This is a genomic window from Commensalibacter intestini A911, from assembly GCF_000231445.1.
In the GTDB taxonomy this organism is placed as follows: Bacteria; Pseudomonadota; Alphaproteobacteria; order Acetobacterales; family Acetobacteraceae; genus Commensalibacter; species Commensalibacter intestini.
This window is the reverse complement of the sequence record NZ_AGFR01000003.1, coordinates 493,918-506,127: the sequence shown is the minus strand read 5'-3', so window position 1 is coordinate 506,127 and position 12,210 is coordinate 493,918. Positions and strand designations below refer to the sequence as shown.

Genomic DNA, 12,210 nt, shown 5'->3' with positions numbered 1-12,210 from the left:
TGTCTTTTTCTTTTATTTATACAGGATCAACAGACATACTATGCTAACGTCATCAACTTATAGAGATTACCTATGAATCCGTGTGAACTTTACTTATTAACCCCTCCCTCTTTAGATCCATTTAAATTTAAACCTTTACTCATTAAAGCTTTAGATGCAGGCCCTGTTGCGGCTGTTCAATTAAGATTAAAAGATGTATCTGATGATGAAATCCGAAAGGCAATCGACATATTACGACCTGTTGTCCAAGATCATGATATTGCCTTTATTTTAAATGATCGTCCAGATTTAGCAAAGGAGTGCGGTTGTGATGGTGCTCACATCGACATGGCAGACACTCCGATTGAACTTGTAAGAGCCCAATTAGGTGATGATTTACAATTAGGTGTTTCATGTTATGATAGCAGAGATATAGCAATGAAAGCAGGAGAAAAGGGTGCGGACTACATTACTTTCGGTCCTTTTTTTCCATCTAAAGATACAAATATCAGAGCACCCGTTGATCTATTAAGCTGGTGGTTTGAAATGATGGAAATTCCTGTCGTCGCAACAGGTGGTATTACGGCAGAAAACTGCAAGCCTCTTGTCAAAGCTGGCACCGATTTTTTATCTGTTAGTGGAGCAGTCTGGAATCACACTGGGGGCCCTACACAAGGTGTTAAGAGCATACTTAAAGCGATCCAAGAAACTGAAAATGAAAAATAACTCTTAATATTTTCTGTGAATATTTTTGCTTATTCACAGAAAATAACCGAAGATAATTATTTTACGAAATTCAACAAACCTTGACTGACATATAATGTGCCATTGGCTTGTGGAATACCATTGATCCAAATTTTATTAACCTGTCCAATCTTATTCTTCGTTACTAATTCACCCGTTTGAGGATCAATCGTAACAATTAACTTTTCATTATAAAAAGTGGTTAACCCAACAGAACCACCATTTTTAGCAATTAATGATCTTAATTTAGCAGGTGGATAGTCTCCTAAAACAACGGTATAAGCCATTAATTGTTTTAAAAGAGTTTCATTCTGTGCATCCATCAGAGATCCATCAACAGTAAAATTTGGATGCTCCATAGGATAGTTTGGCACAGCAAACAAAGTATACGGGCCTTGACGTTCAACCAATGCTAATAATCCGGTTTTACTTAATGCTTCTTTATAGTCACCTAAGACAACAGAAGCGCGTAACGTTTGATCAAGTGTTTCATCTGCATAGACAGGCATATCAGGAACAGGAAAATCTTTTGGTCCAGTATAAGCTGGAATAAAGTAAGATTGTGTATTTCCTCTAACAAAATAAGAATCTGCTTTTGCCGTATGACGACAATACCATGAGGGCGTTCCTTGCCACTGACACTCACGTTCATGTTCGGGAACACCACCACATCCAGCCAAAGCAAGTAGCCCTGCCATTCCAAATAATCCACCCATGATGGTTTTGTTTTTATTAAACATAACAACAAGATTTTTTGTTATAGACTTTGACATGGCCTTAATTTATTCCCTTAAAGAACGGTTGAAATGACTTAAATCATTCTTTTGTATTCTAGGTTTATCTTTTCTCGAACATTTCGACAAGCTCTCTATATATGTTTTTCTCAAGATATTTGTAAATATCTTCTGTCTTATATCCATAAGATATCCTGAATATTTTTTGCACCTGTTGCTAACATGACCAAGCGATCTACACCCACCGCAATTCCTGAACAAGGGGGCATCATTGATAAAGCCTTCAAAAAAGCCTCGTCCATTTCCCATCGAGGAGCATTTGGATATAGATTTTCACGCTGCTGTCGATCATTCATAAAGCGTTGTCGTTGCTCTATAGGATCTGTCAACTCTTCAAAGGCATTCGCCAGCTCTAATCCGCCAGCATACAACTCAAAACGTAATGCAACGCGAGGATCTGCTGAATCAATTTTAGCCAAAGCTGCTTGTTTAACTGGCCAATGCGTTAAAAAAGTAGGACGTTCTTTGCCAATATTAGGCTCAATCTTCTCAAGTAATAATCGAAAAAACAAATCCTCCCACGTTTCACTGTCTCGCAATTTACATCCTGCTGCATCAGCCAAATACTGAGCATTCTCAGGCACAGACAAAATATCAACCCCAACATAGCGTTGAAATGCTTGTTGAATCGTCAAACATTCAAAAGGAAGATCAAAACGAATTTGTTGATTTTTATAATTAATTTGTTGAGGAAACAAGACTTTACAAAGCTGCTCTGTCTCATCCATTAATTCTACCAAAGAACAATGAGGATGATACCATTCTAGCATTGTAAATTCAGGAGAATGCGTCGGCCCACCTTCTTTATTCCGCCACACCCGAGCCAACTGGTAAACGGGCTGATGTAGCTCTGCCACAATCCTTTTCATCGCAAATTCAGGACTAGTATGTAAAAATAAATTTTGTTTCTCACCCCAAGGGGTTTCATATATGGACAAAAATGGCTCTAAATGAACCTCCTCACCTGGAGAGGGCACTAAATAAGAGGTCTCTACTTCTAAATAATCTCTAGCATCAAAAAAACTTCTAATTGCCTTAATTATTAATTGTCGTCGCCTTAACAAAGGTAAACGATCAAAAAGAGAGGAGCGATCTAATCTATTCACAAAAGAGTCCTTGTATTTCTCTTAATTTACTTTACATATTTCTATTAAATATGCGATTTTTTTGTTTTTACAAAATTGAATCTTGCTTACCTCAAATGAATTAAAAGTCTTGTCCTCGTATGTCCAATAAAACCCTCCGCACTGTTCATGAACTTTTAAAACATAACTTCATTACAGAACAAGAGGTTCTCTCTCTCGACAAGTTATCTCAAACCTATGCCATCGCTATTTCTCCAGAAATGGTTAACTTAATTCAAACAACTGATGACCCCATTGGATTGCAATATATCCCTCATCCAGAAGAGGCCATTACCCATCCAGATGAACTAAACGATCCTATCGCTGATGAGGCTCTCTCTCCTATTCCTGGAATTGTGCATCGTTATGAAGATCGCGTTTTATTAAAACCTTTACTCATTTGCCCTGTTTATTGCCGCTTTTGCTTTCGCAGAGAACAAGTCGGTCCAGATAATGGATTATTAAGCGATCAACAATTAGAAAATGCGCTACAATGGATTGAAAATCACCCCCAAATCCAAGAAGTCATTTTATCTGGTGGCGATCCTTTTATTCTTTCTCCTCGTCGTATGAAGCATATTATAGAAACCTTAAATCAAATTTCTCACGTCACAACAATTCGCATTCATACACGCGTTCCCTTCTCTGCTCCCAGTAAAATGACAGCAGAATTCATCGATAGTCTAGAAAGTGATAAAGCCCTATGGGTTGTTGTTCATGCCAATCATCCCAAAGAATTTACCTCAGCAGCGTATCAAGCTATTAAAACGCTTGTTAAAGCAGGTATTCCTTTATTAAGTCAGTCAGTCTTATTAAAAAACATTAATGATGATGTTGAAACTCTAGAATCTTTACTCCGTCACTTTGTCGAGTGGCGTATTAAACCCTACTATTTACATCAACTTGATAAAGCTCCTGGTACAGCTCGATTTTATGTGCCTATTGATAAAGGACGTCAACTATTAAGCGCGTTACGTGGACGTGTTACTGGCCTTGCTTGGCCGACTTATGTGTTGGACATTCCTGGAGGGCATGGCAAAGTCCCTCTTGGCCCAGATTATTTTAATCCACAAACGCCTCACTCTGTGCTTGACCCCAACCACAAAATACGTCAAATTTAAAAGAATAAGGCAGTGAATTACTTGCCTTTTTCAAAGAAGAAGACTATAAATCTTCACTTTATCCGTTTATTTTGTAGAGAAAACCAATGAAACAACAGGCAAACCAAATACGTGCAGGCCAAGTGATTGAACATGAAGGTCGTCGCTGGTCTGTCCTTAAACAACAAATTATCACTCCAGGTAAAGGCGGTGCTTTTATCCAAGTGGAAATGCGTGACCTCAAAACAGGAAATAAAACCAACGAACGTTGGCGTACTGCTGATAGCGTAGAACGCTTAATGACCGAAGATAAAGAATTCACATATTCTTACGAAGATGGTGAAAACATCGTTCTAATGGATCCTGAAACTTTTGATCAATTCTTACTCAATAGAGAAATTTTTGGTGATCAATTAGCATTCTTACAAGATAACATGAAATTAATCGTAAGATTAGTTGAAGGTGATCCTATTTCTGTTGAACTCCCTGCACAAGTCACGTTGGAAGTTGTAGAAGCTGAACCCGTTGTTAAAGGACAAACAGCAAGTTCTTCTTATAAACCAGCAATGTTGTCTAATGGTGTAAAAACAATGGTTCCTCCATTTGTAGCAGCTGGAGAAAGAATTGTTGTTAAAACTGAAGATGGTAGTTATGTTGAAAGAGCAAAATCTTAATTTATATTAAGATATAGTTTTTTTAATAACGATATGTCTTTTATAAAGATGTCTGTTTATTATTAAAATGACAGGCATCTTTGTTCCCTTTATTGGTGAACAACTCTGCTCAATAAAGCTCTTTTACAATTTCAGGAATTCCTAATGGCTATTCGACTTTCCCCGCATATGATGGTAATGCAAAACGCCGCACAAAAAGCAGCGCGTGGTTTATTGCGAGATTTTAACGAAGTAGAAATGCTTCAAGTCAGTGTCAAAGGGCCAGGTGATTTTGTTTCTCAGGCTGATTTCAGAGCTGAAGCAACAATCCGTGCCGAGCTAGAAAAAGCGCGTCCTGGTTACGCATTTTTAATGGAAGAAAGCGGACATTCTGGAAGCGAAAATTGGAGTTGGCGTTGGATTGTTGATCCATTAGATGGAACAACAAATTTCTTACACGGCATTCCACATTGGGCGATTTCTATTGCTTTGCAAAAACGTCATGAAAGTGGTGAAGTCGAAATCGTATCTGGTTTAGTATATAATCCAGTTGCAAATGAAATGTTCTGGGCTGAAAAAGGCATTGGCGCATTTTTAAATGAACGTCGCCTACGTGTTTCTGCAAGACGTGACATGTATCAAGCTGTTTTTGCCACAGGTATTCCTTTTGCAGTTTCAAGCGCACAAAAACGACAAAGTTTTGTCAATACCGTGCAATCTTTAATGCCGCATATTGCTGGCTTAAGACGCTTCGGTTCTGCTGCATTAGACCTAGCATGGGTTGCTGCTGGACGTTATGAAGGTTTTTGGGAAATGGGCTTAAAACCTTGGGATGTTGCCGCTGGTATTATCTTAGTGAGAGAAGCTGGTGGACATGTATCTGACTTACAAGGTGATCCATTAAATGATATTGGTATGTCTGTTGATACTGTTGCTGCCAATGCTGGGTTATTCTCTAAAATCAGAGAAATCGTTTTAGAAAATACACCAAAAAAATCGTAAAATACGATATTCTAAAGTAAATTCTTCTATTCCAAAGAAAGTTGATTGTGAGTCTGTATAATGTTTTTTTCTTTATCTCCTTTTTCACTTATCAAAAAAAGAAATCAACTTTTTTTAACAGCAGCTTGCTCTGTTTTCGTTACTCTTTCCTCTTCTGTTGCTGCCATGGCACAAGTCAGTGTTAACCAATCTGCACTGAATAGTTTAGGCGATGCACATAAAACAAAGAGCAAGGAAATAAAGAAAACGAGTAAACAGCCTGAAAAAAAGAGAAGAACACAATCTCAAAAGAAAAAAGTAGCTACACCAGATGCTAAACCTCAACCTGCTGCGGCAAAGCCCGTAGTATTACCTACGATTCCTCCAGCCCCTCCTCCTGTACCTGTATTTAAAGATGCTAATCTAGTCGTACCATTACACCCCCCTGCACCGCCTCCAATGCCAAAAGTAGTTAACGAGGCTAAAGGGGAAGTTCGCGCAACTAAGTTACATACCTTGCTTATTTTTGATGATAATGGAACTGATTTAAACGAATCTATGATGAAGGCCATTATGGATTATGCGAATATGCTAAAGCAACATCCTAATGCGACAGTATATTTAAATGCATATAGTCATGGGAATGCTGACGACTTATCAACGCCTCGTCGTGTTGCATTAAATCGTGGTTTAGCTATTCGTGCAGTACTAATCAATCAAGGTATCCCTTCTACACGTATTTATTTACTCGCAAAAGGCATTCCTGATACTCAAGTTAAAGATCTCAGTCCTGATCATGTAGAAATGATTAGATCTGACTTAATGGTAAAACCAAAAGCTGTAACACAACCTCAGAAATAATTTCTCTTTTACCTATGATTATGATTTACAAAATGGATCATGATCATAGTCGTCATTCCATACATATTCCATGAGATTAGCGATCAATATCGCTCGCTCTTTTCCGTATAAATCAGCAACGAATCCTAGTGCCATATCAATACCCGCAGACACTCCAGAAGATGTATACAAACCATCCTCTACACACCAACGCGCACAATGTTGCCAATCCACTTCACTATTAATAGAAGTAACCCACGACCAAGCCTTCTTATTAGATGTAGCTTTTTTACCATCAAGCAATCCTGTTTTTGCAATAAGTGCTGATCCTGTACAAACTGTTAAGCAATAAGAAGCCTGAGGGATAGTCTGCGTTAATAAACGAATAAAGACTTTATCATTAACTAATAGCCGTGTTCCCATTCCCCATGGAATAAATAAAACAGAGCTATCAGGTAACACAGAAGGCAGCATAGTTGTCATCACAGGCACCTGATGAGAACTATGAATAATACCTCCAGTTAATGAACAATAATGTAGTGTAAATTCAGGAATCTCGCCAAAGACATCTAACTTACGAAAATCATTAAATAAAAGAATAAAAATATTCATTAGCAGATCCTTCTAACAAAATCTTTTGAATCTCTATTCTAATAAAATATATTAAACTTAGTATTGTAAATGCAAAAAAGGTTTCTATTTTAAAAATAGAAACCTTTTTAAAATCCATTTTCATCAATCAAAGATGAGACGTTTAGCTTAATAAGACTAACCTTGACGTGCTTTCATACGTGGGTTTTTCTTATTAATAACGTATACTCTTCCATGACGACGAACGATACGGCAGTCCTTATCACGAAGTTTAGCCGAACGTAAGCTGTTTCTAATTTTCATAATTTCCATTCCACCCAAGGCAATAAATTCGAAAGTTAGCTCATATATAAAGAAAAATAAGAAAAAGTCAAATCCTAAGGCGAATTTTTTACATTTTGAAAGACTTTTTCTAACTGTTTAAATTCGCTAGATCTCAAAGAGTTTCTACGCCACGCTAAACCAATCGTACGACAAGTCGGATTCCCCTCCAACGGTCTTACAACAATATCATAACGATTCCCTACTTCACTCTCTATGGCCATTTCTGGAATAAAAGCAACACCCAGCCCCATCCCAACCATATTTACAACTGTTTTCAAAGAAGACGCTGTAAAATCATTTTGAGCATCTGTTACCGTTTTAAAGCTCTGCCACTGCCGACACATATCTAATGTTTGATCCCTTAAACAGTGCCCATCTTGCAGAGAAATTACTTCTTTGATGTTAATTTTATCCAAAGGAATCTGATTTAATTCTGTTAGAGGATGATTTTTAGGTAAAATTAAAGAAAAATCATCTTTAAATAACGCATAGGTTTCAACTCCACTACAATCACAAGGCATCGCAATAATCAACAAATCTAAAAAACCAATGGCTAGTTTTTCCATTAAGCTTTCGGTCAAATCTTCGTGAATACTAAGAGTTAATTTTGGATAATTTTCATTAATATTATGAATAATCGAAGGTAAAATATAAGGCGCAATCGTAGGAATGATCCCTAATTTCAATGATGTTGAGAACGGCTCTTGAGCAAAATTAATAATATCTCGAACGGATTCTAAGCCTTGTAAAGCACCTTTGGCTTGTGAGATAACTTCTTCGCCTATAGGGGTAAAAACAACCCTTTTTCCTGCGGTTCTATCTAAAATTGAAACATTAAATTGACGCTCTAAATTTAATATTCCAGCAGACAACGTTGATTGCGTAACAGAACACACATTCGCAGCTCTTCCAAAGTGTCTTTGTTCAGAAAGAGCAATCAAATAACGGAGCTGTTGTGGAGAAGGAAGGATATCCATCGATTTTTTCGATCACTTATTATTAAAGAATTCATTTGAATATTTAATCATAAAATCCCATAAATAGAAATAGAGTATAAGATATAACCTATGTATCTTATTTTTATTTTTTTATTTGGAGGTAATTATGTTAACAGTTGGTGATCAATTCCCATCATTCAGTTTAGATGCTGTTGCTGCTGGTCAAGCAGGCTTAGAACAAGGCGCAGAAGGTAAATTCCAAACCATCTCTAACAAAGATGATAGCGGCAAATGGAAATTATTCTTTTTCTGGCCAATGGATTTTACATTTATTTGCCCAACAGAAATTGTTGCTTTCAGCGATCTAGAAAAACAATTTGCTGAACGTAATACAGCTGTTTATGGTCTTTCTATTGATTCTGCATTCGTTCATTTGAACTGGCGTTTACACAACGCACAATTGAAGAATCTTAACATTCCTATGTTAGCTGATAATAAACGTGAACTTTCTTCAGCATTAGGCATTTTACATTATGCTGCTGGTGTTAATTTACGTGCAACATTTATTGTTGATCCAAAAGGCATTATCCGTCATGTAAGTGCTAACGATCTATCTGTTGGTCGTAACCCAGATGAATTTATTCGTATTCTTGATGCGTTACAAGATGGTGGTCTATGCCCATGTAGCTGGCATAAAGGCGAAGCAACTCTATAATTCTATAGATAGCTGTCATTAAACTACTACGGAACCCTCATTCATATTTTAATGAGGGTTTTTTTAATTTTAGATTGATAAAAAAATATATTACAATTAAGCAATAAGTTATAAATTACTAACAAGCCTATATTAAGCCATAATTATATGATTATACGTTATTAAAAGCTACTTAATTTTTCTATTGGGAACAACCAAAAATGAGAGCAATTATTTTACAGCATGCTATTTACGAAGGACCTGGATATATCCTATCTTGGTTACACGAACAAGGTTTTGCTACAGATATCTGTTTTGTTTATAAAGAGGATACGCCTCTTCCTAACATTCTATCTGCAAGCTTGCTCATCGTTTTAGGCGGCCCAATGAGTGTCTATGATGAAGAAACTTACCCTTGGCTAAAAGCAGAAAAAGAACTTATTAAACAAGCAATTGATAATAATATTCCAACACTAGGTATATGCTTTGGGGCTCAATTAATTGCTAGTATTTATGGTAGTAAAGTTTCACAAGCTACTAATAAAGCAATAGGTTGGTTTCCTATGAAAACTGAAGAAGGGCAGACTAAAAAGCATTTTCATTTTCCAGAGAATTTTACAAGTCTATTTTGGCATATTGATGAATTTGAATTACCAGAAAATGCTATTTGTCTTGCTTCAAGCCCTATTTCTCCCAACCAAGCATTCCAAATAAATAACAACGTTATTGGGGTTCAATTCCATCCCCATATGACCCCTTACCTCTTACAAGGGATGATTAATAATGCTTCTTTGGATTTAACGAACGACCCTTATGTGCAGCCTGCTCAACAGCTTTTATCTGCACCAGCCAGTTTCTTTGTTCAAAGCAACCAGCTGATTGATGATATTATTTCTTATTTATTACTAAAACATAAAGATAAGCACCGTTAACCTTTAGGCACGTCTTGAATAACTTTACATAAATGAGTTAAAACATGATCTACAGTGGTATATTCTTTTGCCTCAGCCATCACGCGAATTAAAGGCTCTGTACCACTTTTTCTTAATACGATACGTCCATCTTTTCCCAATTGTTCCTCAACATCCTGAAGTGCTTTTTTAACACTTTCATGTGTTAAAGGATCTTTTCCTTGGAATCTAATATTTCTTAACTCTTGAGGAAATGGATCAAACATATTACAAACTACGCTCGCTTTTTCTTGCTTTTCTACTAACACGGCCAATACTTGCAAAGCTGCAATAACCCCATCTCCTGTCGTAGAAAAATTAGATAAAACCATATGGCCAGATTGCTCACCACCAATCATGCATCCAAGCTCTCTCATTTTTTCAACAACATAGCGATCACCTACACGCGTTCTTAATAAATCAATATTTTGAGAGTTTAGAAAACGTTCTAATCCCATGTTAGACATTACTGTCGCCACCACATGTTTATTTGGCAAATAGCCTTTTTGAGCCCAAGAAGAGGCAATAACCGCAAGAATCTGATCACCATCTATAACTTTGCCAGTTTCATCAACAAGTAACATACGATCTGCATCACCATCAAGCGCAATACCAATATCAGCTTGATGATCAATCACGGCTTGACTGAGTGCTTGTGGATGCGTTGAACCACATTTATCATTAATATTAAACCCATTAGGAGTGCATCCTAGAGAAATAACCTCTGCACCAAGCTCCCATAAAGCGGTCGGAGCAACTTTATAAGCAGCACCATTAGCACAATCAATAACAATTTTTAATCTATTTAAACGATATTGCCTTGGAAAAGAAGCTTTTGCATGTTCGATATAACGTCCAGCGGCATCATCTAAACGAACTGCACGCCCAATTTGTTCTGGCTTTGCTAGACGATGCGACAAATCAGATTGAAGTAACGTCTCAATTTCTATCTCTTGTGCATCAGAAAGTTTAAACCCTTCACGATCAAAGATTTTAATCCCATTATCATAATAAGGATTATGAGATGCAGAAATCATCACACCCAGGTCTGCCCTTAATGAACGTGTTAACATTGCAATTGCCGGCGTTGGCATAGGTCCAACCACAATCACATCCATTCCTGCAGATAAAAAACCTGCAATCAAAGCACTTTCGATCATATAACATGAAAGACGTGTATCTTTACCGATAAGAACCTGATGTCGCCTTTTGTCACCTTCATTCTTAAACAACAAACCCACGGCCTGCCCTAGTTTCTGAGCGACCTCAACCGTCATAGGGTTAGTATTTGCTGTTCCACGAATTCCATCAGTTCCAAAAAAAACTCTTTGATTACTCATCTGTCTTTCCAAGGTTATATGATTTAAACAGTTACTCTATTTTTAATGTAAAGCCTGCCATACTTTAATCGACTGCACCATTGCTGGCACATTATGAACACGAATAATACCATTACCAAACAGCATAAATGGCAAAGAAGATACAACTGTTCCCCAATCATAATGATCACAATGCATATTATTCATAATCTCTCTAATAAAACGTTTTCTTGATACCGCCAATAATAAACGACATCCTAAACTAGAAAAAACTGACAAATGTTTTATTAAGAGTAAATTATGCTGCTGATTTTTTGCAAATCCAATCCCTGGATCAATAATAATTTGATCACGACAAATACCTGCATGTTCAGCTATTTCTATTTTTTTGCTTAGTTCTGATAAAACATCTAAGACAATATGATCATAACTTGCATATTCCACCATGGTTTGAGGCGTTCCACGCATATGCATTAAAATAACAGGACATTGTGCCTGAGCGATCACTTGTGCGCTTTCTGGATCTTCTAATGCTGAAATATCATTGATAATATCTGCACCAGCCTCCAACGCATAACGCATTGTATAGGCATGACGAGTATCAACAGAAATTAAAGCCCCACAACCTCTTAATTGTTGGATAACAGGCAAAATGCGCCCACATTCTTCTTGCGCAGCAATTGCTTGAGATCCCGGCCGTGTGCTTTCCCCACCGATATCAATAATTGCAGCACCATCTTTCACCATCTGATGACCAGCACGAACGGCATCAGAACAATTATAATGTTTTCCCCCATCACTGAAGCTATCTGGAGTCACATTTAAAATTCCCATTACTAATGGGCCATCAGGCAAACCCGCCATTGGTAACGGTAAAGACAGTTGCTGTATCTTTGAATGCCATATTTTAGGACATCCATTCACTGGTATAATAGAATTATGAAGACAATCATTCACTTGCCTTACCATTGAAAAAGCTAGCCTCTGTTGGCCTAAAAAAGGATATGCTTTTTTTTCTTGTATCGCCTGCGTGGCAATATCATCATACAAAAAAGCCAATGGTTCTAAAAATAACTTATTTTGTGTCATCTCTGTAAACTATAAAAAGATTTGTTTTTAGCCAAGGCTAGATACAAAAAAAGTGAAAGAATTACTTCTTTCACTTTAAATATTAAAACT

At 37.0% G+C, this 12,210-nt stretch carries 14 protein-coding genes; 7 read left to right on the top strand and 7 right to left on the bottom strand.

Annotation, left to right across the window (positions count from 1 at the left end; all coding sequences use genetic code 11):
- Positions 1-72 precede the first annotated feature (72 nt).
- Positions 73-705 carry a thiamine phosphate synthase gene (locus CIN_RS02650; RefSeq protein WP_008853513.1) on the top strand — a complete coding sequence of 211 codons (633 nt, stop codon included), beginning with the start codon at positions 73-75 and terminating at the stop codon, positions 703-705.
- 56 nt (positions 706-761) lie between these two features.
- On the opposite strand, the gene CIN_RS11305 is transcribed toward CIN_RS02650, so the two are convergent.
- Positions 762-1,496 carry a fasciclin domain-containing protein gene (locus CIN_RS11305; protein ID WP_050798317.1) on the bottom strand — a complete coding sequence of 245 codons (735 nt, stop codon included), beginning with the start codon at positions 1,494-1,496 and terminating at the stop codon, positions 762-764.
- Positions 1,497-1,633: 137 nt separating this feature from the next.
- Positions 1,634-2,623 carry an EF-P lysine aminoacylase EpmA gene (gene epmA / locus CIN_RS02640; protein WP_040363716.1) on the bottom strand — a complete coding sequence of 330 codons (990 nt, stop codon included), beginning with the start codon at positions 2,621-2,623 and terminating at the stop codon, positions 1,634-1,636.
- A 119-nt stretch (positions 2,624-2,742) separates the two neighbouring features.
- Here epmA and CIN_RS02635 point away from each other — a divergent pair, with 119 nt between their 5' ends.
- The 4 genes from CIN_RS02635 (at position 2,743) to CIN_RS02620 (ending at position 6,236) form a co-directional block, all read left to right on the top strand.
- A complete protein-coding gene (locus tag CIN_RS02635) occupies positions 2,743-3,762 on the top strand; it encodes a lysine-2,3-aminomutase-like protein (protein ID WP_008853510.1) in 1,020 nt (339 codons plus the stop codon).
- An 86-nt stretch (positions 3,763-3,848) separates the two neighbouring features.
- Positions 3,849-4,415 carry an elongation factor P gene (efp, locus tag CIN_RS02630; protein WP_008853509.1) on the top strand — a complete coding sequence of 189 codons (567 nt, stop codon included), beginning with the start codon at positions 3,849-3,851 and terminating at the stop codon, positions 4,413-4,415.
- Between the two features lie 168 nt (positions 4,416-4,583).
- A complete protein-coding gene (locus CIN_RS02625) occupies positions 4,584-5,396 on the top strand; it encodes an inositol monophosphatase family protein (RefSeq protein WP_008853508.1) in 813 nt (270 codons plus the stop codon).
- Between the two features lie 60 nt (positions 5,397-5,456).
- Entirely contained in the window at positions 5,457-6,236 is a 780-nt protein-coding gene (locus CIN_RS02620) for an OmpA family protein (protein WP_008853507.1), read from the top strand.
- An 18-nt stretch (positions 6,237-6,254) separates the two neighbouring features.
- Here CIN_RS02620 and CIN_RS02615 read toward each other — a convergent pair whose 3' ends face one another.
- The 3 genes from CIN_RS02615 to CIN_RS02610 all read right to left on the bottom strand — a co-directional run bounded on the left by CIN_RS02615 (position 6,255) and on the right by CIN_RS02610 (position 8,107).
- Complete coding sequence (locus tag CIN_RS02615) at positions 6,255-6,827, bottom strand: DJ-1/PfpI family protein (RefSeq protein ID WP_008853506.1); 573 nt, start codon at positions 6,825-6,827, stop codon at positions 6,255-6,257.
- Positions 6,828-6,983: 156 nt separating this feature from the next.
- Positions 6,984-7,109 carry a type B 50S ribosomal protein L36 gene (gene ykgO / locus CIN_RS11650; protein ID WP_034336436.1) on the bottom strand — a complete coding sequence of 42 codons (126 nt, stop codon included), beginning with the start codon at positions 7,107-7,109 and terminating at the stop codon, positions 6,984-6,986.
- Between the two features lie 74 nt (positions 7,110-7,183).
- Positions 7,184-8,107 carry a hydrogen peroxide-inducible genes activator gene (locus tag CIN_RS02610; protein WP_008853505.1) on the bottom strand — a complete coding sequence of 308 codons (924 nt, stop codon included), beginning with the start codon at positions 8,105-8,107 and terminating at the stop codon, positions 7,184-7,186.
- A gap of 127 nt (positions 8,108-8,234) precedes the next feature.
- Here CIN_RS02610 and CIN_RS02605 point away from each other — a divergent pair, with 127 nt between their 5' ends.
- Both CIN_RS02605 and CIN_RS02600 read left to right on the top strand, forming a co-directional pair.
- Positions 8,235-8,783, top strand: coding sequence for a peroxiredoxin (locus tag CIN_RS02605; RefSeq protein ID WP_008853504.1), 549 nt, complete (start codon positions 8,235-8,237; stop codon positions 8,781-8,783).
- 200 nt (positions 8,784-8,983) lie between these two features.
- On the top strand, positions 8,984-9,694 hold the full coding sequence (locus CIN_RS02600; RefSeq protein WP_008853503.1) for a type 1 glutamine amidotransferase: 711 nt from the start codon (positions 8,984-8,986) through the stop codon (positions 9,692-9,694).
- Here the strand turns inward: CIN_RS02600 and glmM are convergent.
- Positions 9,691-11,052, bottom strand: a complete 1,362-nt coding sequence (glmM, locus tag CIN_RS02595) for a phosphoglucosamine mutase (protein ID WP_008853502.1) — start codon at positions 11,050-11,052, stop codon at positions 9,691-9,693. The two genes, CIN_RS02600 and glmM, sit on opposite strands and share 4 nt — an antisense overlap.
- 42 nt (positions 11,053-11,094) lie before the next feature.
- Positions 11,095-12,120 carry a dihydropteroate synthase gene (folP, locus tag CIN_RS02590; protein WP_008853501.1) on the bottom strand — a complete coding sequence of 342 codons (1,026 nt, stop codon included), beginning with the start codon at positions 12,118-12,120 and terminating at the stop codon, positions 11,095-11,097.
- Between the last annotated feature and the right edge of the window lie 90 nt (positions 12,121-12,210).

Bases quoted from the DNA above. Each gene is read 5' to 3' on its own strand.
- efp (WP_008853509.1), top strand. From the start codon at position 3,849: ATGAAACAACAGGCAAACCAAATACGTGCAGGCCAAGTGATTGAACAT.
- CIN_RS02615 (WP_008853506.1), bottom strand. From the start codon at position 6,827: ATGAATATTTTTATTCTTTTATTTAATGATTTTCGTAAGTTAGATGTC.
- glmM (WP_008853502.1), bottom strand. From the start codon at position 11,052: ATGAGTAATCAAAGAGTTTTTTTTGGAACTGATGGAATTCGTGGAACA.
- folP (WP_008853501.1), bottom strand. From the start codon at position 12,120: ATGACACAAAATAAGTTATTTTTAGAACCATTGGCTTTTTTGTATGAT.
- CIN_RS02650 (WP_008853513.1), top strand. From the start codon at position 73: ATGAATCCGTGTGAACTTTACTTATTAACCCCTCCCTCTTTAGATCCA.
- CIN_RS02605 (WP_008853504.1), top strand. From the start codon at position 8,235: ATGTTAACAGTTGGTGATCAATTCCCATCATTCAGTTTAGATGCTGTT.
- CIN_RS02610 (WP_008853505.1), bottom strand. From the start codon at position 8,107: ATGGATATCCTTCCTTCTCCACAACAGCTCCGTTATTTGATTGCTCTT.
- CIN_RS02635 (WP_008853510.1), top strand. From the start codon at position 2,743: ATGTCCAATAAAACCCTCCGCACTGTTCATGAACTTTTAAAACATAAC.
- CIN_RS11305 (WP_050798317.1), bottom strand. From the start codon at position 1,496: ATGTCAAAGTCTATAACAAAAAATCTTGTTGTTATGTTTAATAAAAAC.
- ykgO (WP_034336436.1), bottom strand. From the start codon at position 7,109: ATGAAAATTAGAAACAGCTTACGTTCGGCTAAACTTCGTGATAAGGAC.
- CIN_RS02625 (WP_008853508.1), top strand. From the start codon at position 4,584: ATGATGGTAATGCAAAACGCCGCACAAAAAGCAGCGCGTGGTTTATTG.
- CIN_RS02620 (WP_008853507.1), top strand. From the start codon at position 5,457: ATGTTTTTTTCTTTATCTCCTTTTTCACTTATCAAAAAAAGAAATCAA.
- CIN_RS02600 (WP_008853503.1), top strand. From the start codon at position 8,984: ATGAGAGCAATTATTTTACAGCATGCTATTTACGAAGGACCTGGATAT.